17 protein-coding genes are annotated in these 24811 nt (G+C 37.2%); 6 read left to right on the top strand and 11 right to left on the bottom strand.

All coding sequences use genetic code 11. The features are described from left to right. Window positions 1-148: 148 nt before the first annotated feature. From ACFINW_RS02175 to petA, 4 genes are all read right to left on the bottom strand, one after another. Window positions 149-589 carry a PRC-barrel domain-containing protein gene (locus ACFINW_RS02175; protein WP_375611176.1) on the bottom strand — a complete coding sequence of 147 codons (441 nt, stop codon included), beginning with the start codon at window positions 587-589 and terminating at the stop codon, window positions 149-151. A 110-nt stretch (window positions 590-699) separates the two neighbouring features. Further along, the gene (locus ACFINW_RS02170; protein ID WP_375620693.1) at window positions 700-1596 is read right to left on the bottom strand and encodes a cytochrome c1; all 897 of its coding nucleotides are present in this window, start codon (window positions 1594-1596) and stop codon (window positions 700-702) included. After that, window positions 1590-2846 (bottom strand): cytochrome bc complex cytochrome b subunit, encoded by a 1257-nt coding sequence (locus ACFINW_RS02165; RefSeq protein ID WP_375620692.1) that lies wholly within the window; start codon window positions 2844-2846, stop codon window positions 1590-1592. The genes ACFINW_RS02170 and ACFINW_RS02165 overlap by 7 nt, the downstream gene beginning before the upstream one ends. Before the next feature lie 4 nt (window positions 2847-2850). After that, window positions 2851-3399 (bottom strand): ubiquinol-cytochrome c reductase iron-sulfur subunit, encoded by a 549-nt coding sequence (gene petA / locus ACFINW_RS02160; RefSeq protein WP_375620691.1) that lies wholly within the window; start codon window positions 3397-3399, stop codon window positions 2851-2853. A 726-nt stretch (window positions 3400-4125) separates the two neighbouring features. On the opposite strand from petA, the gene ACFINW_RS02155 reads away from it, so the two are divergent. Continuing rightward, window positions 4126-4602, top strand: a complete 477-nt coding sequence (locus ACFINW_RS02155) for a tRNA (cytidine(34)-2'-O)-methyltransferase (protein ID WP_375620690.1) — start codon at window positions 4126-4128, stop codon at window positions 4600-4602. Between the two features lie 452 nt (window positions 4603-5054). Here the strand turns inward: ACFINW_RS02155 and ACFINW_RS02150 are convergent, their stop codons facing one another. Then, entirely contained in the window at window positions 5055-6308 is a 1254-nt protein-coding gene (locus tag ACFINW_RS02150) for a CCA tRNA nucleotidyltransferase (RefSeq protein WP_375629431.1), read from the bottom strand. Window positions 6309-6553: 245 nt separating this feature from the next. On the opposite strand from ACFINW_RS02150, the gene ACFINW_RS02145 reads away from it, so the two are divergent. The 5 genes from ACFINW_RS02145 to ACFINW_RS02125 all read left to right on the top strand — a co-directional run bounded on the left by ACFINW_RS02145 (window position 6554) and on the right by ACFINW_RS02125 (window position 14866). Further along, window positions 6554-7585 (top strand): AAA family ATPase, encoded by a 1032-nt coding sequence (locus ACFINW_RS02145; protein ID WP_375612988.1) that lies wholly within the window; start codon window positions 6554-6556, stop codon window positions 7583-7585. Then, window positions 7586-8497, top strand: a complete 912-nt coding sequence (locus ACFINW_RS02140; protein ID WP_375629434.1) for a DUF58 domain-containing protein — start codon at window positions 7586-7588, stop codon at window positions 8495-8497. It abuts the gene before it with no gap. After that, the gene (locus tag ACFINW_RS02135; RefSeq protein ID WP_375640240.1) at window positions 8494-11292 is read left to right on the top strand and encodes a DUF4159 domain-containing protein; all 2799 of its coding nucleotides are present in this window, start codon (window positions 8494-8496) and stop codon (window positions 11290-11292) included. The genes ACFINW_RS02140 and ACFINW_RS02135 overlap by 4 nt, the downstream gene beginning before the upstream one ends. Beyond that, the gene (locus ACFINW_RS02130; protein ID WP_375640244.1) at window positions 11289-13385 is read left to right on the top strand and encodes a glutamine amidotransferase; all 2097 of its coding nucleotides are present in this window, start codon (window positions 11289-11291) and stop codon (window positions 13383-13385) included. Before ACFINW_RS02135 ends, ACFINW_RS02130 begins: the two co-directional genes overlap by 4 nt. A 596-nt stretch (window positions 13386-13981) precedes the next feature. Continuing rightward, a complete protein-coding gene (locus tag ACFINW_RS02125; protein ID WP_375640248.1) occupies window positions 13982-14866 on the top strand; it encodes a metallophosphoesterase family protein in 885 nt (294 codons plus the stop codon). Between the two features lie 1375 nt (window positions 14867-16241). Here ACFINW_RS02125 and ACFINW_RS02120 read toward each other — a convergent pair. From ACFINW_RS02120 to ACFINW_RS02095, 6 genes are all read right to left on the bottom strand, one after another. Beyond that, window positions 16242-17066, bottom strand: coding sequence for an outer membrane protein (locus ACFINW_RS02120; protein WP_375673729.1), 825 nt, complete (start codon window positions 17064-17066; stop codon window positions 16242-16244). A 451-nt stretch (window positions 17067-17517) separates the two neighbouring features. Then, window positions 17518-20442, bottom strand: coding sequence for a bifunctional [glutamine synthetase] adenylyltransferase/[glutamine synthetase]-adenylyl-L-tyrosine phosphorylase (locus tag ACFINW_RS02115; protein WP_375673727.1), 2925 nt, complete (start codon window positions 20440-20442; stop codon window positions 17518-17520). A gap of 91 nt (window positions 20443-20533) precedes the next feature. Continuing rightward, on the bottom strand, window positions 20534-21916 hold the full coding sequence (locus ACFINW_RS02110; RefSeq protein ID WP_375645508.1) for an ATP-binding protein: 1383 nt from the start codon (window positions 21914-21916) through the stop codon (window positions 20534-20536). Next, window positions 21913-22599, bottom strand: coding sequence for a response regulator transcription factor (locus ACFINW_RS02105; RefSeq protein ID WP_273791552.1), 687 nt, complete (start codon window positions 22597-22599; stop codon window positions 21913-21915). The genes ACFINW_RS02110 and ACFINW_RS02105 overlap by 4 nt, the downstream gene beginning before the upstream one ends. A gap of 72 nt (window positions 22600-22671) precedes the next feature. After that, entirely contained in the window at window positions 22672-24183 is a 1512-nt protein-coding gene (locus tag ACFINW_RS02100) for a Do family serine endopeptidase (protein ID WP_375611163.1), read from the bottom strand. A gap of 216 nt (window positions 24184-24399) precedes the next feature. After that, entirely contained in the window at window positions 24400-24810 is a 411-nt protein-coding gene (locus ACFINW_RS02095; RefSeq protein WP_375673725.1) for a cytochrome c-type biogenesis protein CcmH, read from the bottom strand. Between the last annotated feature and the right edge of the window lies 1 nt (window position 24811).

The raw sequence follows: 24811 nt of genomic DNA, 5'->3' as shown, positions 1-24811 counted from the left end.
GTCTTAATAGTTTATCTTGAAAACTTTGGTAATAGCTCCTTGGAATCTTGTCGCAAAAATTCTCAAGAGTTTTTAGAACAAAAAAACTGTTGCTAGCATATGATTGTGATAGCAACAGCTTGGTCCATTAAAGAATAGAAATATAAAATTAGCGTGTCCAACGCCCTTCGTATTTAAATGTTGGAGCGTTCTTTAAAGAATCTTTTGTCGCATTTGTAATGAGTTTCCATTTACCATAATCATTTGTCATCTGGATTGTTTCTGGAGAAACGACCACATAACTCTCGCCTATGCCAAGAAAACCACCAACAGCAATAACAAATCCTGCAATATTATTTTCACGCAAAATAATATCTTTTACTTCACCAATATTTTCATCTTCTATATTATATACATTGGCGCCTATAAGACTGGAAGCAACAAAATCCGTTGCTAAAGGTGTCACATAACGCACAGACTTATCTATCCCCACCTGTACAATACCCGTCGAAGAAATCATTTCAGGTTTTGAAGGCACTTCAAAAGACTGAGCATAAGTACTAGAAACCATCAAAATTGACATAAGAGTAGTACATGCAATTTTTTTCATTTTAACATCTCCATTTTTACTTTGCTTTTACTTTATAAAACCTCAATGCATCATAAAAAGATTTGTTCCTTATGCTCTTTATACTCTATACTCTTTTGAGCCTTATCACTTTACCCTTTTCTCTTTATTTCGTCTTTTATTTCTTTCTCTAATTCTTCTTCTAAACGACACCAAATACGATTTTTTAAAATATAAACAAACCCTGCAAAAATGATTAAAAATAAAATAACACGAAAACCGGTTTTTTTACGAATTTCCATATGAGGATCGGCAGCCCACATCAAAAAAGCAGAAACATCGCGCGCATAATGTTCAATGATTTCTGGGGTTCCATCTTCATAAGTAACCATACCATCACTCAAAGGAGGAGCCATAGTTAAAGAATTACCGGCAATAAAATAAGGATTGTACCAATAACCATTCAAAATTTTTATCTCCTTCGGTGCCTTCTGATATCCTGTTAAAAGAGCTGTAATATAATCTGGACCAGCTGTATCATAATGAGTCAATGCATCAGTAATTAAAGCAGGAAACGGCAAAGATACCCCACGTGCACGTGCCATCAATGTCAAATCTGGAGGATAAGCACTATTCAAAATAAATCTTGCTTCTTCTTCATGTGAAAAGGGAGAAGGAAAATAATCCGTTGCAACCCCAGCACGTTTAAAAAATTTTCCTTCTCGATTAGGACCATCGCACACTTCATATTGCCCCGCCAAAGCTTTTATCTGTTCTTGATCATACCCAAGATCTTTTAAATTACGAAAAGCCACATATTTTAGCCCATGGCAGCTGGAACAAACTTGTTTATAAACCTTTAATCCACGCCTCAATTGCGCCTTATCATAAAGCCCAAATGGACCTGAAAAACTCCATTCTTGTTTTTTAGGAATCTGTAAAGGAAAGGAAATAAATCCCTCTTCCTGATCAGAGGCATCACTCGCTAAACTCTGAGCAGAAAAACTCATAGCAACAATAACAACCAACCCAACAAAAACATTTACCATAGTCTCTTTTTTTTCTGTTTTAAATCTTGCATAATTGAAGAAGGAAGAGAACAATTTTTTTCAAACGCTGGCAAAATCGGCAAAATAACCAAAAAAAATATAAAATAATAAACCGTAGCCAATTGTGTCCATAAAAGAATTTTGTCACTTATTTCTCTTGACCCCAACCAACCAAGAAAAACGACATCAATAACCAACGCCCAAAAGAAAATTTTATAAATAGGTCGATATCTTGCTGAACATATTTTAGAGCGGTCTAACCATGGCACAAAAATTAAAACGCAAATCGAACTGACGAATAAAACAAAGCCAACAAAGTTTGAAGAGAAAATACCGATATCAAAAGTTATAGCACGAAGCATCGCATAAAAAGGCAAAAAATACCATTCTGGAACCACACGAAGAGGTGCCTTTAAAGGATCTGCCACACTATAATTTTCAGCCTGCCCCATATAATCGGGCATATAAAACAAAAACCAGGCAAAGAAGATGAGAAAAACAGTAATAGCAAGAATATCTTTGATAAGCGCATAAGGCGAAAATGGAACCGTTTCCTTATCTGATTGTATAGCAAGACCTGTTGGATTGCCTTGCCCAACACAATGAATTGCCCAAATATGCAGCCCCACAAAAAGAAGCAAAACAAATGATAAAACATAATGGAAAACATAAAAACGATTCAACGTTGGTTGTCCTACGACATAACCACCCAGAAGTGTCTCATGCAACCATGTCCCCACCAAAGGTATCGTTTTTAAAAGCCCTGCAATCACTGAAGCCGCTGAAATAGACATCATCCCCCAAACAAGCACATAACCCAAAAATGCTATTGCCATCATGATGATATAAATAAAAATACCTGTAACCCATACCATTTCTCGCATATTTTTATAAGAACCATAATAAAGTCCACGTGCTAAATGGATATAAACAGCAATAAAAAAAAACGAAGAGCCTACACAATGCCATGGACGAAAAAGCCAACCAAACTGCCCTTCACGCCGAAATCGTTCACTAGTTTCAAAAGCCAAATGAATATCCGGAACATAATGCATAGCCAAGACAATACCAGTCAAGAGCTGTGATAAAAGCATAATGGTTAAAATACCGCCAAATGTGTAAAAGTAATTAAGATTACGCGGAACAGGAAAAATCACAAATGCATTATAAAAAAAACGAGGAAGAGGAAAACGCTTATCAAACCAACGGGCAAGAGCACTTTTAGGACAATAAGGAGGAAACCTTATCATGACTTTATCCTATTTTGAGCAAAGTATCAGAAAGAAATTGGTAAGGTGGAATAGTCAAATTATAGTTAGCTGGACCTGACCGCACTCTTCCAGCAGTATCATAAACAGACCCATGACAGGGGCACAACCATCCTCCAAATTTACCCGATTGCCCAAGTGTTACACAGCCTAGATGCGTACAAAGATTAATAACAATAAGCCAATTTTCACGTCCTTTACCTGCTGAACGCGCAAAATCTGTTGCTTCCTTTTCACCTTCAAGATTAGGATTGCGCGCTTGACGATCTTTTAGAAGTCTCAATTCAGTAGCGCGCGCATCAGCAATTTCTTTTGCCGTACGATTTCGAATAACAACAGGCTGTCCTCGCCACTTTACCGTTACTGACATCCCCTCTTCAATACCAGAAAGATCAACCTCAACAGAGGAAGATGCCAAAACAGCTTCATCTGGACGCAACTGACGGATAAAAGGCCACACAACCGCTCCCATTCCAACTGCTCCTGCAACAGCTGTTACCAAAAACAGAAAATCCCGCCTCGTTTGCTCACCCATGGACTTAACTTAAAGAGACACTTTGCTAAAATATTCTTTTACCATACCCTCTCCCATTGTACAATGCTTGATCACTCCGTTACCTCAACCATAAAAACATCCCCGTAAAAAACTCCTGCCATTTGTATGGTTTATACAAAAAACTGTTTTATAATGATAATTCATCGTTTTACAGAGTGAATGAAATCCCTAAACACCGTAAGGTTTTTTCATTTCAAACCTATTCATATTAATCAATCAAAATTACTCCCCCGCCCGTGAAAATCAGAGATAGCATGTAAATAAACACTTCTAAAGAAAGAAACATAGTCTTGTTATGACCATATCTCAGTAAACAAGTTGAGCTTATCGGTTATTTCTTTAACACATTTACAGCATCTCTCCCTCCCTCAATTCCAACTGGTTGCATGAGTATTTTTTTCGCTTCTGTTTTTGCATAAAAAGCATATTTTGTTGATTTTAATTAAAATTGATGATCTAACCTCATTAAATATCCCACTTTTCAACATAATGAGCCAATTCATTTCATGGATTGCTCAATAAAAGGAAGTCCCTAATAGGGAGCTTCTCTCTGATCCCAAACAGACCTGTATACATAACTTTTTCCCTGAAATTTAAAGGGAATAAAAATGAACCATAAAAAACATGTATTTCTCAAAGCATATTTTTCGAATAAATTGTGGTGCTTCTTTACAAAGTCGAAAGAAAAATCATATTACAGAGAACATGACACTTCATATAGCTCTTTTCCAACCTGATATTGCTGGTAATACTGGAACGATTTTACGTCTTAGCGCTTGCTTTGGTTTACATGTGCACATTATTGAACCTGCAGGCTTTAATCTGTCGGATCGTAATCTCAAACGCGCAGGATTGGATTATCTCGAATATGCTTCCTTAGAACGACACATTGATTGGCAACATTTTATAAGCTCCATGAAACACTTTAACCGCCGCCTATTGCTTTTAAGTACAAAAGCAAAAACATGCTATACGCAGATATGCTATCAAAGAAATGATGTTTTACTTTTTGGTCGTGAAACAGCTGGCGTTCCTAATTATGTTCATGAAGCGGCCGATTACACATTGAAAATTCCCATGCAACCACAGGCACGCTCTCTAAATCTCGCCATGAGCGTAGCCATAACAACAGGAGAAGCATTACGCCAAATTGGTTATCATGAAAAAAACTGTAATCTATAAAAACATAAATTATCACGAAAAACAATAATACAACATATAAAGAACAGTTAGAGCGTATAATGCCTATCATTTTCCAACCATTAAGTGCTGTTAAAATAAACATTTCTTAGTGCCCATCACATCCATTTCATATCACCTCATAGTAAAAATCCAGTGAACATCCCCCTCTTTATGGTCATACAAGGTGCAAACCGCTACCACTATTCTCTTTATTCGTTCTCATTTTCGAGAATCCTTATCTTTGAGATGATTCATAAGAGACATTTTTCCTCTCTGTAATCATTTTGCCTCACTTGTGACGTGTAAGGCAATAACTTTGATTGATGTAATATGAACAGGTTTGAAATAACCTTACAATATTGTGAACTCTTATTTTACATGAATAATGATTATTATAAATTAATATGTTGACTTAAAAAATATAAACAACAGTGAGTTTATAAACAGAAATATTATAAATCAATTTTTTCTAATAGTGCATGACGATCCATTAAAAATCCGCTTTCAATCCATATCATTTCTAGCTCTTTAAGCTTTTTTCCTAAAAGTACACCTTTCGTAAAACCTTTCTTTATTAAATCGTTACCATTAATGGGAAAAGTTGGAATTTGCCATTTTTTGGCAAATTGATAAAGCTTGACATAACCCTCTGCTTTTTGCAAAGCATCACTTTTTTCCAGATGATCAAGATGTGATGCAGCGACAGACAACGATAATTGATCTAAAACTGGCTGTCGTCCATGAAAATAAATCAGTTTTTGCACAAAATGATCAGAACAGTTTTGGTTTATTATTTCTAACTCCGCCCATTCTTTTAATCGCGTTGTTTCCTTAAGAGAAAAACGCAAGCGCTGTGCCATTTCATGAAGACGCATGGGATCAGGAGGAAGAAGGCTTTCTAGCCGTAACAATGGATCAACTTTCCAACCAAGAGCCTGTTCTGTCTTCACCAATGCGTGAATTGCATCAATGCCCCATCGTTCTGTTTCAGGAAAAATGAGTGCCAAAATTCTGCTTTGTCGCATCCATAAAAGAGCACGCGTTGGATCAAACGCCGCAAGAAGCTTTTTCATTTCTGCCCAAATACGTTCAGAAGAAAGTTTTTTTAAACCATGTTTTAAACGAACACATGCCTTCAATCCTTGCACATCAGGTCGCCCTGCTCCATACCACGCAAAAAAGCGAAAAAACCGTAAAATACGCAAATAATCTTCGCAAATACGATCTTCTGCAACCCCAATAAAACGAACTGTTCGGCTAACAATATCACTCAAACCTCCCACATCATCATAAAGGTTGCCAGCAGCATCACAATAAAGCGCATTTATCGTAAAATCTCGCCGTTCAGCATCTTTTTTCCAATCACGACCAAATGCCACTTTTGCATGACGACCATCTGTTTCAATATCGCAGCGAAGCGTTGTAACCTCATAAGAACATGAATGAGCAACTACTGTTATTGTACCAAAAGCAATCCCTGTAGGAATAGCTTTAAATCCTGCTTCTTCTACACGTGCAATAACCTGTTGCGGCAAACAGGTTGTTGCAATATCAATATCACTAATAGGCTGCCCTAGCAGTTGATTGCGCACTGCTCCCCCTACAATACGCGCCTCTTCCCCCTCCACAGACAAAACACGAAGAAGTGTTTGGATATCACTTTGTTGTAACCACGCAACCTGTTTGAAGTTCTGTCTTATATTCACCCTTTAACCTTTCAAAAAAGTTGTCTTCATTGCTTTAAAAAACTCTCTTCATAAAACAAATTTTTTAAGACATCCCTTATAAAGCACGTCTATTCTTCCAAAGAAACTTTTCTCTTCTATATGAATATGAAAAAAAACGGCATATGATACTTCATTTCTTCTCATTTTCTGTTACAAACAATAAGATATCCATTATCATGCAGAGAAAATTACCATTTTTGCGACAAACGCCTTAAGGAAGAAATATGAGTCAACATGATCCATCATCCAATTCTATAAAAAAGGTCAATATCAATCATGAAGCTCAAGTCATTATTGATGATATTGATACGGCACACAAAGAATTGGATATTTTACAAAAAGAAATTGACAAAGTTATTTTTGGGCAAAATCAGGTAATCGAATATGCTTTAATCGCTATTTTTGCTGGTGGTCACGCCCTTCTTGTCGGTGCTCCAGGACTTGCAAAAACACGTCTTGTTGAAACATTGGGAACAGTCTTAGGGCTTGATGAAAAACGCATCCAATTCACTCCTGATTTAATGCCATCGGATATTATTGGTTCTGAAATTATGGATTCCGATAAAGACGGTAAACGTTCTTTTCGGTACATTCAAGGTCCTATTTTTACGCAACTTCTCATGGCCGATGAAATCAATCGTGCTTCCCCACGGACACAGTCAGCCCTTTTACAAGCTATGCAAGAATATCATGTTACTGTTGCAGGTAACCGTTATGATTTGCCACAACCTTTTCATGTTCTTGCAACGCAAAATCCTCTTGAACAAGAAGGGACCTATCCACTTCCTGAAGCACAACTGGATCGCTTTTTGATGCAAATCGATATTGACTATCCTGACCTCACAACAGAGCGACGGATTATTTTAGAAACAACAAAAGAAAAAAAATCAAATGCAAAACCAATTTTATCCGGCAAAAAATTGCAAAAAATTCAAAATATCGTTCGCAAAATGCCTCTTTCAGAAAGTGTGATCGAAGCTATTTTAAAAATTGTCCGCTCATCTCGCCCTCATAAAGACAATAGCCTTGCTAATACTTATGTTTCTTGGGGACCTGGTCCACGGGCATCACAAGCCCTTTCACTTTGTGTTCGCGCCCGTGCTCTTTATTATGGACGCTTAGCCCCTTCACTTGATGATGTTGAAGCATTGGCCTATCCTGTATTACAACACCGCATGGCTCTTAATTTTTCTGCCCGTGCTGAAGATATAACCGTAAAAGATATTATCAATAACCTTGTGAAAGATGCTCTTTGAATGGCACTTGGCAAAAAAGTTTTACAAAAGCCTCCATTGTCGCTGGCAAATGAACTGCATAAGGATACTGGCAAAATGCCATATTTCCTTTTACAAGCGCGTCATATCGCTAATACATTGATAACTGGGTGGCATAGACAACGTAAAAGCGGTAATGGGGAAAACTTTTGGCAATTTCGTCCCTATATGGAAGGAGAATCCATTACCCGCATTGATTGGCGTCGCTCAGCGCGTGATGAAAATACGTATCTCCGTGAACACGAATGGCAAATGACACAAACCGTTTGGCTTTGTCCTGATCAGAGCGCATCAATGCATTACTGTTCCCGCTTTTCTAAAATCTCTAAAGGTAATCATGCCATTATTCTTACCCTTACCTTGGCATCCCTTCTTGCACGCAGTGGCGAACATATTGCTATTCCTAACTTAATGTCCCCCACAATGACATCCAATGTCGTAGAACGAATAGCCTTTGCTTTAGAAAATCATTCAGATGAAAATTTATTTCCGGATTTTTCAACGATTACACGCTTTTCACATGTCATTATAATGAGTGATTTTCTCGACTATCCTGAAAAAATCATCCAATATTTAACCGTTTTAACTACAAAACAAGTGACAGCGCATTTAATTGAAATTTCTGATCCCGCAGAAGAAAGCTTTCCCTACACAGGTCACACAGAATTTTTGGATCCTGAAACGAAAGAGAAACATGTTTCCACTAAAGCAGAAGATCTTCGTAAGAGCTATTGTAAACTATATCACGCAAGGCGACAAGAATTGGTAAATTTTTGCGCACGCCAAGGATGGTCTTATCACGTTAGTACAACAGATCAACCTTTAACAGAGACCATTTTTCATCTTGCAAATACAATGAGCGACTCTCCATTGCAAAAAAGGAGGGCACTTTGAGTTTTGCTGCTCCCTTTCTGTTACTAGGGCTTTTGTTCCTACCGGTCATTTGGTGGCTGTTACGGATAACTCCTCCATCTCCGCGTAAAGAGCTTTTTCCCCCTTTTCGCTTCTTACCCAAACCAACTCATCAACAAGAAACAGCAAAACATACACCTTGGTGGTTGCTCTTGTTGCGTTTAACCATAGCGGCACTTGTTATCATAGCTCTAGCACGCCCCACTTGGAATCAAAAACCAATAAGCTTTTCCGGATCTCAACCCCTTGCACTCGTTATTGATAATGGTTGGGTTTCTGTAAAAGAATGGAAACAGCGCATCTCTATCGCTGAAATGCTCCTTGCACAGGCAGAAAAACAGCAAAAAAATATTTATCTTGTTGCAACAGCTGAAAATAATATCTCCAATATAGAGCCCCAACCAGCCAAGATTATAAAACAGCATTTAATGCATTTGCAACCGCGTCCTTGGCCTGTCAACCGTGTGCATGCCTTCAAAAAACTCAGCGAAAGAACCAAAGGAAAACCTCTTGATATTGCTTATTTAAGTGATGGATTACAAACAAATGAAGATGAGCAAGCTTTTGCTCTTCTTGAAGAATTAAAACCTAGAAACTTCTTGTGGTATTTGACTGATATTTCCGATTTAACCGGCATAACATCCATAGAAAATAACAATGGAAACATGGGCGCGCGTATTATCCGCTCAACAACACACAGTAATACTCCCGCTATACTCAGCCTTTACGATTCAAATAATCAACTTCTCGGTCAATTTACGAACAATTTCTCTGAAGGAGAAACAACAGCACTTGTTCCTTTTAATGTACCACTTGAACTACGCAATGATATCGCTTGGATAAAAATAAACAATCAAAACCATGCTGCTGCAACCTTCTTGGTAGATAGCCATAACAGGATAAGCCGTGTTGCTCTTCTCTCACCCGATACCAATGAAATGGCACAGCCTTTACTTGCTCCATTTTATTACATTATCAAAGCCTTACAAGGTCATACACAGCTTATAACAGCCGGTGGAAGAGAACTTTCAACGGATATTGATCATTTGCTTAAACAAAATCCATCTGTTTTGATTACGGGTGACATTGTTAACATACCCCCAAAAGCAGAAAAAAAACTTTCTGATTTTGTGAATAAAGGGGGAACACTCATCCGCTTTGCAGGAGAAAAACTCAGTAGCGCAGAACATTACGATAACCTTCTTCCGATACCACTGCGCCCAGGTCAACGTTCCCTTGGAAGTATTATGTCTTGGACAAAACCACAAAAGCTTGCCCCTTTTGCAAAAAATAGCTTTTTCTTTGGTCTTCCCTTTCCAGGAGATGTTACTGTCTCGCGCCAAATCCTCGCAGAACCAACCCCAGATCTTTTTGAAAAAACGTGGCTTAGCCTTTCGGATGGAACTCCTCTTGTTACCGCAGCAAAACGTGGTAAAGGAACCCTCATTCTCATTCATGTTGCTCCTGACCCAACATGGTCTAACCTTCCTCTTTCTGGCTTTTTTGCACAAATGCTGCAAAAATTAATCACATTAGGTTCTAACGAAAACACAAACCTAACACACAGAGAAAAAAGAACAGTGATACAAAACCCTTGGCGAACTATAGCCGTTGACGGACAATTACAAGTACCACCCTCTGATGTTGTTCCTTTGATCTTTGACTCTCAAAATCCACCCCATCCTTCCTACCATACTCCCCCAGGACTTTATGGTGCCAAAAACAATTTTTATGCACTCAATCTCTTAACTCATTCGTCGCACTTGATGAAACAATCATCATTGCCAACTTCTCTTAATAAAAGCCCTTTATCTTACGATACAAAAGAAAAAAATCTTATCGGTCCACTTTTAGGATTAGCCATCTTATTATTCGCCTTTGACAATTTTCTCATTTTATGGATGGGAGATATTTTTTCTTTCATGAAACGGCGTAATATGTTTCTCGTCCCCTTTATAAGTCTTATTGCCTTGTTTTCATATGATCCAACTCTTCATGCACAAACGAAAGAAAATCATCATGATAGTGTACAAGCTGCTGGCGCAACACATCTTGCCTATGTTATAACCAATAATCATGAAATTGATACAACGAGTAAAAGTGGTCTAGAAGCGTTAAGTCAATTTATCGCAGAGCGCACAATGCTTACCCTTGGCTCTGTTACAGCACTTGATCTCGATAAAGATGAACTCTCTTTTTATCCTCTTATTTACTGGCCAATTGATGTTAAGAGTCCTATACCACCCCCCCAAAGCCTTGAAAAAATAAATAACTTTATGAAACATGGGGGAACAATTTTATTTGACACGCGCGATCAGATAAAGAGCAATCTTAATCTTGAAGGAGACGCTACTCCAGAAACGCAAAGATTACGAGATATCTTAAAAGAGTTAAATATTCCATCCATTGAGCCAGCATCAACAGATCATGTTGTTGCACGTTCTTTTTATATTATGCCAGATTTTCCTGGTCTCTACCGTGGTTCACCTTTATGGGTTGAATCCTCATCAACAAACAAAAAAAATAAAAACTCTCTTGCCAACGGCGATAACGTAAGCTCCCTTCTCATCACCGCAAATAACTTTGCTGGGGCTTGGGCACTTGATGAAAAAGGGGCATGGAAATATCCCCTTGTTCCCAATGATCCAATGCAACGTCTATGGGCATTTCGTGCAGGTTTAAATATTGTCCTTTATGTGCTTACAGGAAACTATAAAGCGGATCAAGTGCATGTTCCAGCACTCTTGGAACGCTTTAAAAGAGAAAGAAGGCAATGATATCATTTTTCACTTTTCAGCCTTTTTTACCACTCTTTTGGATTCTGCTCTTAAGCGGAATATCGATTCTTTTTGTCGTTGTTAGTCTTGTTACGCAACGGCAAGGTTCTTTATTTCGTCTGATGGCATTAAGCGCCCTTATCCTTGCTTTGCTCAATCCAATGATCATAAAAGAACAGCGCGAACCACTGAAAAGCACAGTAGGCATTGTCATTGACCGCAGCAAAAGCCAATCATTTGGAACACGTACAAATGATAGTGATGAAGCGCGCAGGCAATTAGTCGAAACACTGGCGCATTATCCACAATTTGAACCACGTTTTATTGAAGCTGGGAAACTTGCTGATAATCAATATGCGCCCTCAACGAATTTGTTTGAGACTTTAACACAAGCAGTATCTGATGTACCGCTCTCTCGTTATGCAGGAACCATTTTTATCACCGATGGACAAGTGCATGACATCCCTGACCTATCAGACCTTCATCATGAAGCACCTCTCAATGCCCTGATTACAGGATACTCAGATGAATTTGATCGCCAAATCAAGTTTATTTCTCCTCCACGCTTTGCCCTTGTCAACAAACCACAAACGCTCTCCATTTTGGTAGAAGATAAAGGCCCCGCCAAAAAAATAATATCACAGAAAGCAAATATTACACTAAGCGTCAATGGACAAGACATTGGCCATTATTCTGTAACTCCTGGCGTGATTTTTCAAACTGAAATTACCCTTCCTCATGCTGAAAAAAATATTATCCAAGTTATAACTGATCCACACAAAGGTGAACTAAGCTTTGAAAACAACCGCGCCATAACAATTATTGAAGGAATCAGAGAAAATTTACGCGTTCTTCTTATTTCAGGTGCTCCTTATAATGGAGAACGGACATGGCGAGACCTTTTGAAAGGTGACTCCAATATTGATCTTGTTCACTTTACTATTTTGCGTCCCCCCACCAAAGCAGATAATACGCCCTCAAGCCAATTATCCCTAGTGGTCTTTCCCACAAGAAAACTCTTTGTTGAAGAAATTAATAACTTTGATCTCATCATCCTTGATGGCTACCAGCACTCTACTGTTCTCCCCTTAATCTATTATGATTATATCGCCCAATATGTACAAAAGGGGGGTGCATTGTTGATGGTAACAGGACCTGAGTTTACCCAAAAAAACTCACTTGCGAAAACACCTTTAATAAGCATTCTACCGGCATTGCCCAATGGAACTATTATTGAAAAACCTTTTCGCCCCACATTAACCAAAGAAGGTGAGCGCCATCCTGTCACAAGGGGGCTTGCAACACTTAACCTTCCCGCTTCTCAATGGGGGCAATGGTTGCGACAAATTGCTATTCAAAACATAAATAACGGAATCGCCCTCATGAAAGGAGCGGATGAACAACCACTTTTACTTCTCTCGCATGTTGATAAAGGACGTGTAGGCATGTTGCTCTCTGATGAAAGTTGGCTTTGGGCACGAGGTTTCGAAGGCGGTGGTCCTTATGCTGCTCTTTATCGTCGTATTGCCCATTGGCTCATGAAAGAACCAGAACTTGAGGAAGAAAAATTAAGTGCGACCAGCAGCCATCATCATTTAACAATTCGCCGCCAAACCCTTAAAGAGCATCCAGAGCCCGCTGAAATAATCTTTCCCTCTGGAAAAAAAGAAAATATTACTCTGACCAAAGAGAAAGAAGGCCTTTTTACTGCAACTGTGACCACTGATGAGACAGGAATTTTTAACATTAAAAATGGCGGTTTAACAATACTTTCTTCTGTAGGGATGCTCGATAATCTTGAGTTGTTTGACTTGATTTCAACACAAGAAAAACTAGCCCCCATTATTAAGCACACTGGTGGCTACATCGGACGTTTACACCCTGAAGGAAAAGAAAACTTTCATCTTCCTCCATTTAAGCTGATTCAATCAAAAACAAGTCCGTCCTCTTCCCCAGCACATTCAATTGTTCTGAAAGAAGCAACAGAAACCCGTTTAATCAATACCTTTTATTTTTCGATATTTTCTGGTTTTTTTGCACTGCTTGCTTGCCTTTTACTGTTGAGCAGCATGTGGTATTATGAAGGCCGTTAAAAAGTCTGAGATTTCGTCTAATAGTTTTAAAATTCAGCTTATCTTTTTACGTATTTACTTGTCTTTTGTAATTAGATAACGTATTGATTTATAACTCAAAATACAGTGGAATTCTCCTTATTTCCAATATCCTCATATTAAAACAATAAAAAACATTCTCTTGCGTATTATTAGAAGAGATGCTGTATGGATAGAAAACATCGAAGAAAAGAGTGAAATACCTCTTATGAATCCTCTTAAAACAAAGCAAGGATTTTCATAAAATTGGGGGAAAATAGTATGATGTTTTTTATTTGCACCTTGTATAAGCGTAGAGATGGTAGTGTACAGTAAGCCCTATATAGTTCACAGAAGCTTTCTATTATAGCATCAAATACCGGTCGTGAAATTAGCTCAAACACATTGAGAAATGTTTTTTTTACAAATATGTGAATGTATAACACAATGATATTTTATTAGGGATATTCTATTTAGAACATCCCGCTTGAGACATTCTTTTTTGCAAGCTAATTTTCATTTACAATCTTTCTTGCCTTTAAGCACTAACTTATCTTATGTTTATTCTTTAAATCGTTTTTAATACTCTACGAGCTTTTATGTTTTATCTTGCCCATATATCGGATGTACATCTTTCCCCTCTCCCGCAACCTTCCCTTTTTGAACTTTCTGGGAAACGTCTTACCGGTTATCTGAACTGGCAAAAAAAACGTAAGAGTCAGATGGCAACAGATGTCCTAGAAACTTTAATAGATGCCTTGAACAAAACAAAACCTGATCACCTTGTGATCTCTGGTGATCTTGTAAATCTTGCTCTCGATAAAGAATTTGTACAAGCTCATCGTTGGCTACTTAACCTAGGAAAACCTCAAGATATTTCTTTGACATTTGGAAATCACGATGCCTATGTCCGCGGCGCTTTACAAAAAGCATGCACTCTCTTTAAACCTTGGATTACAGGTGACATCCCTCAAAAAAGTGCCTTTCCTTATATGCGCATTCGCAAAGATGTTGCCATCATAGCAGCTTCTTCAGCCATTGCGACATTGCCTTTTCAAGCTTCTGGCTATTTTGGTAAAATGCAAGCGCAAACTTTACCGCTCTTTTTAAAGGAAGCAGCACAGCGCAACCTTTTTCGTGTCGTCATGATTCACCACCCCCCCTTTCCAAAGGCCACGTCTTGGCATAAAAAACTACGGGATATAAAACGTTTTCTAGACGTTATCAAATACCACGGTTGTGAGCTTATTCTTCACGGACATACTCATTTACCCACATTGAATTACATTGAAGGACCAATTAAAAAAATTCCTATTGTTGGTGTTCCTTCCGCATCACAAGCTTTTGGTGATAAAAACCCCCCCGCAGGCTTTAATTTATTTTCCATTGAACGCTTACAAAATCAATGGCATTGCCAATTAAAACGTTATAGCATTATCAACCCCAAAAACGAGATTGCATGTACTGAAACAATTAATCTTTAAACACCTTCATAGTTGCCCAAACAACAAAAAATAAAAATATTTTTATTTCATATCCCTTTGGAAATCATAATTCTTATTTCCCTTTTTCTCCTTAAAAGATAAAGTTTCACCTTCTCTGTCAATAGATCAATTTTTCTCAGACAGTTCCATCTGCTGCCCCACTTATGTGACTAGCTTTTTACAAACTTATCGGTTTTCTTCCTTCCCGCTCTAAAGGACGAAAATTCTACCACATCTGATTTATAAATAATTCGGATTCTTGTCTCACGGGTTCCAGCCGCTAATTGCGCATGTGATTTACTTCACAAAGCTCTACACATAAACCCTGCTTTGAATTTCATCATCCACTCCTCCAAAAGCATCTAATGCGTAAAATCCTTATATTATTACAATGATGATATTTTATAGAATAATAGAGACGCTCATTCAGCTTCTATACCTGAAAATCAATGGCTAAAAAAGCCAAATAATAACTAAAGTATATAATTTAAATAACCCAACCTACTTGTGATTCATAAACAAATGATGTTGATTGATTTATCGTAAATAGATTTGAAATGATCCATTACTATTTCACTCAAAATTTATTATCATACATTTAAAAAATTAGGAGAATAATAGATTATATTTCGATAACAGACATAGGTAATAATGTTTTTTATGTCTCAATAAATTCCTAATTTTCTCTCTATTTTTTCCTATAAATCACTTTATAATACTCTTTATAATTATTTTATTATTGAGTTATATTGCGGATGTAATTTTACGTTCTTTAGAATTTTTTGCGAGCTTTTTGTTATTAAATAAAATATTTTACGATACCGCAAAACAGAAAAGTTGATTGTATGAAAGATCTTTCAAATAAAATAAAATGCCATTAGCTTGCCAATTCACATGTTGGTTTAAAAAGCATCTTTTAAAGCACCCAAACCCATTTCCCGACGGTACCTATGAATGATGTAATGTTAAGTCCATTTAGCAACACCATCTTCACGTTTATGGAAAAGCAAGCTAGTATCAAAATCTCACACTTTGCCACCCCCTAATGTAGCGACAGCCTTTAGCACTTAAAATGGTTCATAAGAAGCATTTTTATTCTTTCTTTAATGTTTTTATCTCACGACGCCCCCTCTTTTTGACGTGCAAAAGACATGGTTTTGATCGGTTCAATATGGTATAGGTTTAAAATGAGAAAATCTTATGACACTTGGGTCTCTCACTCAACATGACAAAAAGTAATTTATGTTTACAAATCAAAGTATTGTTCGAATAAAATAGTAGCTCTTTTGAGTAAAGGATATTTACTAGAACATATCTGAAAAATAAAAGCCTCATTCGAAAATGAGACTTTTGAAGTGTTTAATTCTGCAAAAAATTAAAATTTATAAGCTACACCCACACGAAAATCATTTGTCTTGTAGCCCATTTCAAATTTATCCTGTATGAACTTCTTTTTGCCAAAATCTGAATAACGATATTCTGCACGTACAATAATATTATCAGTCATTGCAAAATCAATACCACCTCCAAGGGTATAACCAATCATGGTCTTTTTTTCATCATGCAACCAATCAGAAAAATCAACTTCTCCACTTTTGCTATCAGCTACTGCCGCAAAAATATTCTGAAGCTGCGTATAAGTAATCCCTCCAGAAATATAAGGCATCATACGCTCAATCGCAAAACCAACTCTCACCCGTGTAGCACCAGCCCATTTTTGTTTTAAAGTATGACGTACAGCTTTAATAGGTGTTGTCGAATCCTCCTCATGCAAATCTCTTGTTAGACTTGTTTTTTCTACAAGTTTTGGTGTTTCTTCAGTTGGACTTTTTTTCGGTAGATTGACATCTTTAGAATCCTTTTTACCAAACCACATAATATCTGTATCAATACCTATAATAAAACTATTATCGATATCAATATTGGAACCTGCATAAACTCCCCCGATAAAACCAGAAAGTTTAGGTAAATTCTCCTTTCCAATTGGATTCCATATCCCTGTCTCATGTTTTAAATAACTTGCAGTTGTTTTACCTGAAAAGTTACCAATCTGTCCTCCAAGATAAAATCCTGTCCAAGACAAAGCAGGTGCTGGAATAACAGGAACAGGTTGTTCAGGAATAACGATATCCGACGCCTGTACTACAGAAATTGAAATTAAAGAAAATATAGATGTTGAGGCTAAATACTTTGTAATCATAATTGCTCCCCTAAAAGCTAATGTGATACATAAATAATGGTAAATCGTTTCACAATTTTTTGAAAAAATCTATAGCAAAAATGACACAGTTAAAAAATTAAAATTAGTTTTAAATAAAGCTTAAATATTATTTATAATTTCCAGAAGCTATTAATCTATAGCATCTTTTATAGCTTCATATTGATCATTATTATCTGAAATTATATAAATAATTATAATGTCAATTTTTTGAAAAAATGAGATAACGCTCATAAAAAATATGATTCACTAAATTAATCACTCATCGCTTTTTGTATAAAGAATGATACCTAGAATGGAGAATTTTTTCATCACACTTGAAAAAACAGTAGAGAACTTCACTCTAACCCTCTCAAGCGTCTATGAAATGAAAGACAAAAATTAATATATAAAAATGGAATTAATAATTTTTATTTATTCTTATAGAATTATTTTAATATTTCATGATTTTTGTAAAAACTGAACAGACCAATTGCCCAGTTTCTGCAATTAATTTTTCCACACGAAGCAAATCAGGTTCCCCAACACTATTCAACAAAAGATCACTTAATCTAGGTGGCATGTCATTGGGATCAAGAGAATCATTTAAGCAAAGCCGTATAATTTGACTCAAATTTGTATAAAGACGATAGGCATAATGTAAATCAGCAATACATGACTGATTAAGAAAACTGTTTGGTAAGTGATCTAAAATATCCGCTGTCGTCGCTCCAATTTGAAACGCCATGACATGCGTAATAAGAGAAAATTGAGCAATAAACTCCAAATCCATAATGCCACCAGACATCGTTTTTAAATCCCATTGATTTTTTGGCGGCTTTTCTTTTGCAATCAAGGCACGCATTTCACATACTTCTTTTGCAACTTCCTTCTTATCACGAGAAATAGCAATAATTGCATACACTTCATTTTCTAGCTTTTGTAAAAAATCAGGGTCTCCTGCAATGCCTCGAGCCCTTGTTAAAGCAAGATATTCCCATATCCATGCTTCTTGGCGATAATACTTTTTAAAAAATGGAAAAGAAACAGCAATAGGTCCTTTATTGCCTAATGGCCGTAACCTTAAATCAACGACATAAAGAATACCTTGGCTTGTAAGAGTGGATAAAGCAGAAACGAGGCGTTGTGCTAAACGCGTATAATATTGAGAGATATAAAGAGGCTTTTCTCCATCAGATATTTCTGCATCATCATCGTGTTCATAAAGCAAAACGAGGTCAACATCGGAATCTGCTGTTAATTCGCGACTTCCAAGCTTCCCCATACCCAATATGCCAACACGCCCCCCTTTAATACGACCATGACGACGAGAAAATTCCTCTTGAACGGTAGCAAATGTTTTTGTAATCATAAGATCAGCAAGCGCAGTAAAAGCAAAACCCGCTCTTTCTCCTGTAATTGTACCGTTTAAAATTCGAATACCAATCAAAAAACGTTGTTCATCTGCAAAAATCCTTAAATGGTCAAGAATTTCCTCATAAGAAAGAACATTTTCAAGAAAATATTCAAGCCGTTTTTCTAAGTACGTTTTGGTCGGTAATTCTGAAAGAATATTCGGATCTAACATTCCATCAAAAACATGGGATCTGCGTGTAATAATTTCTGCAAGACGTGGAGCAGCACCCATAATAAGGACAAGCATATCCAAAAGAGAGGGATTAGACTGCAAAAGACTAAAAAGCTGAATTCCTGAAGGTAAGCCCTGTAAAAAACCATCAAAACGCAACATCGCCTCATCAGCTCGTTTTGTCCCACCAAAAGCTTTCAAAAGAGCTGGTGTTAATTCCGTTAATCTCTCGCGTGCTTCGGCTGATTGCGTTGCTTTATAACGACCAAAATGGAGCGTGCGCATAATACGACAAATATCACTTGCTCTTTCGAAGCCTAAACGGCTTAACGTTATTAATGTCTCCGGATCATCTTCTTCACCGGTAAAAACTAAATTACCAATTTCTAAACCAAGTTCTTGCTCATTCTCAAACAGTGCTGCATAATGTTTTTCAACAACCTGAAGTGTTTTTAATAAATCACGGATAAAATTGCTACTGTCTTGATAACCCATTAAATAGGCAACACTTGTGAATTGAGCAGTATCATTTGGAAGAAGATGTGTTTGTTCATCGAAAAGCATTTGAATACGATGTTCCACATTTCGAAGAAAAGCATAACTTTTTATAAGGCTATTTCTCGTTTTCTCACTGATCCAACCAAGCGTGTGAAGTTCTGCTAACATTGCAACTGTCTGACGTCCACGTAATTGAGGAAAACGTCCACCAGCAATGAGCTGCTGTGTCTGAACAAAAAACTCAATCTCACGAATACCACCACGACCTAACTTTATATTATGCCCATAAGCTGCAATTTGACCGTAATTTTTATGCGCATGAATTTGACGTTTGATCGAATGAATATCAGCAATAGCAGCATAATCTAAATATTTCCGCCACACATAGGGAAAAAGCTCTTTGAGAAAGTTAAAACCTGCCCTCTTATCACCAGCAACTGGACGTGCTTTAATCATGGCTGCTCGTTCCCAATTTTGCCCACGCCCTTCGTAATAACGCAATGCAGTCCTTACTGGTAAGGCCAAAGGGGTTGAACCTGGATCTGGACGAAGACGAAAATCAAGACGAAAAACATATCCTTCCGCAGTGCGTTCTTGAATGATACGGATTAATCGGCGTACCATTTTAGAAAATACGTCAACACTTTCAGAAAGATTACCAATATGAGGTGATGTTTCATCAATGAAAACAATAAGATCAATATCAGAAGAATAATTAAGTTCCCCTGCTCCTAACTTTCCCATCCCTAAAATAATTAAACCACAGTCTTTTTCTGGATTCTCACGGCTTAATAAATTGATCTTACCATGATCATGCGCTTCTCTTAATAGAAAACGTAGTGCTACACTTAATGCTGCTTCGCCCAAACGTGTCAACCAAGCACATGAAACTTCGTAAGTAAAAACACCACCCAAATCAGCTAAAGCAATAAGAACATGCGCTTCTCGTTTTTTGCGCCTTAAAGCAGCCATCAATGAAGTTTCATTTATAGCTTCATCCTTATCAATAGCTGTAATATCATCTATAATTTCGCTCAGCCTTGTTTCTATATCAACATTTAATAAAGCACTAAGATATGATGGGTTGGCAATTAAAACCTCACGCAAAAAAGGAGATAAGGTCATAACCGAACTGATAAAATCAATCTGCGTTCCACTCTCTGAAATGATGGAAACAAGCGATTCTAAACCTTCTTTCCTTGCTTGTTCTTCCATGTCTTTTAACCATTGGGAACCACTTTTATCGAGAGGACATAAAGGGAGAAGCTGTGTTTTTAAAAAAGCTTGTTTCATCTGTGCTCCCTTGAAAAGCATTTTGCTTTCCTTTCTATTGCTTTATACTTTTAAAATAGTTGTTACGTATGAAAAGTGAAGAAAAATATCTTTAAGGAAATAACAAAACAGCCCTAAGCCCTGGATTTGCATTTTCAAGTAACAATTCACCCCCGTGAAGCTTCATAACCGCTTTTGCTATACTTAAACCAATCCCAAACCCAGGTTGTGTGCGGCTTTCTTCAAGACGAACAAATCGTTCTGTCACTTTTTCACGTTTATCCTCTGCTATTCCTGGTCCATTATCGCTCACAACAACTAATAAATGTTCATCACGATATTCCATTGATAAGCAAACCTTCGCTTGCCTTCCACCTTTAGGCGCATATTTAATTGCATTATCTATAAGATTAAAAATTGATTGCGCAACAAGCTCACGATTCAATTTTAGCTCTTTATCAAATATATCTCCCAACTGAAGTAAAACACCTGACTCTTCAGCAAAAGGTTCGTAAAGCTCAACAGCATCCTCAAGGATCAGTTTCATATTAATCATTTCAAGATGTTCAATTGCACTGCTGGCCTCAATACGTGAAATCATTAAAATCGCATTGAACGTACAAATAAGTTGATCTGATTCTGCAATAACCCTATCAAGGACCTGACGATATTCAAGCTTTGTCTTATTTCCTGAAAGCGCTTCTTCAGCGCGATTTCTAAGACGCGTTAACGGCGTTTTCAGATCATGAGCAATATTATCTGATACTTGACGTAAACCAATATTTAACTCTTCAATGCGGTCTAACATAACATTAAGATTGCTTGACAATCGATCAAACTCATCCCCTACTCCAGAAACAGGTAAACGCCCACTGAAATCACCATCCATCAAGCGCTGTGATGCAGCCGTTACATGATCAATCCTTTGTAAAGCTCTTCTGCCAACAAAAAACCATATGAGTAAAGCGCCTCCAACCATTGCAGCAAGTGCAATGATCACAGCTTTGCGAATAACAACAGCAAAACGTTCTGGCTCATCCAAATCACGTCCTATAAGAATCTTCATAGCATTAGGTAAATCAACAATAACCGCCAAAGCGCGATGTTCACTTGTTTTGCCATGTTCTCCAAAACGGGAATACAAAAAAGAGGTAGAAATAAAACCACTCTGATTCAAAAGACCTAATTCAATACGTGCTACATTTCCAGCTAAAATACGCCCCATAGAATCTGTAACAAGATAAAGAAATGCTCCTGGTTGTCTTGAACGATAATCAATAGTGCGCATTAATAAGGATAATCCCCCATAATTATAAGCATTTTCAATATACTTTAATTCTTCATGTAAAGCCTGTTCAGTTTGCTCTGTTAACAATGAAGCAGAAAATGCCGTCATATAAATAGAAAGTCCTGTTGCCACCAATCCAAACAATAAAATGTAAAGTGCTGAAAGCCTTAGCGCCGTCGTGCGCATTATATTAATCAAACGATTCATGCTTTGTTATCTGGTACTTTCAGCATATATCCAGCTCCACGCACTGTATGGAGAAGGGGAACATCAAAATCTTTTTCAATTTTGGCTCTCAAACGAGAGATATGGACATCAATGACATTCGTTTGTGGATCAAAATGGTAATTCCAAACGTTTTCCAAAAGCATAGTGCGTGTAACAACCTGCCCCGCATAACGCATCAAATATTCAAGTAAACGAAACTCTCGTGGTTGCAATAGAATGTTTCTATCACCTCGTTTTACCGTATGTGCTAACCGATCAAGCTCAAGATTACCTACACAGTAAACAGTTTCTGCTTCTTTAGGATTTTTCCGCCGTTGTAAAACTTCAACACGCGCAAGAAGTTCAGAAAAAGCATAAGGCTTTGTTAAATAATCATCTCCCCCTGCACGCAGCCCCGTTACACGATCATTAACTTGCCCTAAAGCAGACAGAATAAGAACCGGTGTTTCATTGCCTTTAGCGCGCAATTCAGCAATAATAGAAAGACCATCACGATGCAAAAGCATTCGGTCAACAACCATAACGTCATAATTTTCCGTGGTTGCTAAAGCGTATCCCGTATCTCCATCATAAGCAACATCAACAGAATGCCCTACTTCCAAAAATGCTTTTTCGAGATAATGCCCCGTCTCATGATCATCTTCAATAACGAGTATCTTCATAAAACGTATCTCCATTATTTTATTATGTTGTAGGACAAATGTTTAATAAACATTTGTCCTACAACTAAAGCCTTATTTTTTGAAAATTGGAAGAGCAACAAAACGATTTTGATCATTTGTTCGCACTTGTAAGAGTATAGCCTTTCGTCCTAACTGCTGAGCATTTTTGATTGTGTTAATAATATCAGAGACTCGTTTAACTGGTTTATTATTTACTGTCACAATGATATCACCAGGGCGTATCCCTTTATCTGCAGCATCTGAATCGGTATCGACATCCGTTACGACAACCCCTACACCATCATCAGAAGGCATAACAATCAAACCATAATCTTCCAATGTTTCATCTAAATCACTCTGTCCATTTGAATATTTTGAAGTCTCTTTCTTACTTTCGTCTTCAGACATTGAAGCGAGTTTAACCTTTATACTCTCCTCCTTACCTGATCTCCAAATCCCTATGGTTACCATTTCTCCTGGTTTAATATTTGCAATACGTTTCGCCAGCTCACGCGCATCAGCAACTTTTTCATTATTCACTGAAATAATTACATCACCCGCTTTAATACCAGCCTTTTCTGCCGGTCCTTTTAACGGATCAGTAACCAAAGCACCTTTGGCTTCTTTCAATCCTATTGAATCGGAAATCTCCTTTGTTACCGGCTGAATCTGAACACCTAACCAACCACGTTGAACTGAACCTTTTTCAATAAGTTGTTGTACAACCTGTTTTACAGTCGCTGCTGGAATAGCAAAAGCAATCCCAACATTTCCTCCAGAAGGAGAAAAAATTGCTGTATTAACCCCAACAACCTTTCCATTAAGATCAAACGTTGGACCACCAGAGTTTCCTCTATTAACAGCAGCATCAATCTGAATAAAATCATCGTACACACCAGTGCCAATATCACGTCCACGTGCAGAAACAATACCTGCTGTCACAGTTCCACCAAGACCAAATGGATTCCCAATGGCAACAACCCAATCCCCAACACGAAGCTTTGAATCATCACCAAAATCAACATAAGAAAATTTTCTTTTATCATTCACTTTTAATACGGCAAGGTCGGTTTTTGGGTCTTTCCCAATGAGCTTTGCGTTCAATTCTGTACCATCATCAAGAACAACAGTATAACTTGTTCCGTCAGAAATCACATGATCATTGGTCACAATGTAACCATCAGATGAAATAAAAAAACCCGATCCAAAAGCAACAGGACGGAGTCTCTGCGATTGGTGCGGAAATTTATTTTTAGGTTTATCAAAATCATAAAACTCTTTAAAAAATCTTTTTAAAGGATGCTGATCTGGTAATTGATCAAGTCCTGGACCACTAAAAAAGTTGCTAAAGAACCTATCTTCTTTCTTTTTATTGCTCTTTACTTGTACTGCCACAACGGCTGGTTTCACTTGAGCAACAATATCGGCAAATCCCTGTTGTTGCATTAACGAAGTAAATACAGAACTTGCATGAGCCTTTGTCATCCACAAGCTTGATGTACATCCACTAAAAAACAGTGCACTTTCCAATATCGCAGAAAAACTCACTGCGACAAATGTTTTAAAGAAAGCCTTTTTAACCATTTATTCTATGCTCCTATTCAATCATACCTTTATTTCAATTCCGATCACTTATAAAATACCAGACCTTACCATTTTCTGTCTAAATTATTAAAGTTTTGTAAGGTTTCAGTATTCCCTAATATAATTACAATAAGATTGTCTGCTCATTGCAGATGATCTGATTTTTTCTTTTATGTAACATTTTTTTAATGCAATGACATTTTTGACTGTTCTTTTTCATTCACATAACGCATGATTATTCCGTTTGAAGTGGAAAAATATGATACTTACGCCAATGATAATAATGATCAAAGGCGAGAACCATAAAAACCAAGTTATCTTATTCAATGGTGGTTTCAAGAGAATAAATTCACCATATCGCTCAACAAGAAAGTCAGTGACTTGCTGATTACTATAGCCCATTTTTAGCCTTTCCCGAATTAAAAGCCGTAAATCACGTGCTAAAGCAGCATCTGAATCATCAATTGATTGATTTTGACAAACCGGACAACGTAAATGCGATGAAATATGGCGTGCTCGCGCTTCAAGAATCTTATCCTTTAAAATCTCATCCGGCTCTACTGCTATTGCTAATTGAAAAGGAAACGTTGCAATTAAAAAAAATACAATCCAAAGAATTTTTTTCATC

It is taken from the genome of Bartonella sp. AA18HLJMS (assembly GCF_042197245.1).
Classification (GTDB): Bacteria; Pseudomonadota; Alphaproteobacteria; order Rhizobiales; family Rhizobiaceae; genus Bartonella.
This window is presented reverse-complemented; position numbering and strand designations above follow the sequence as displayed.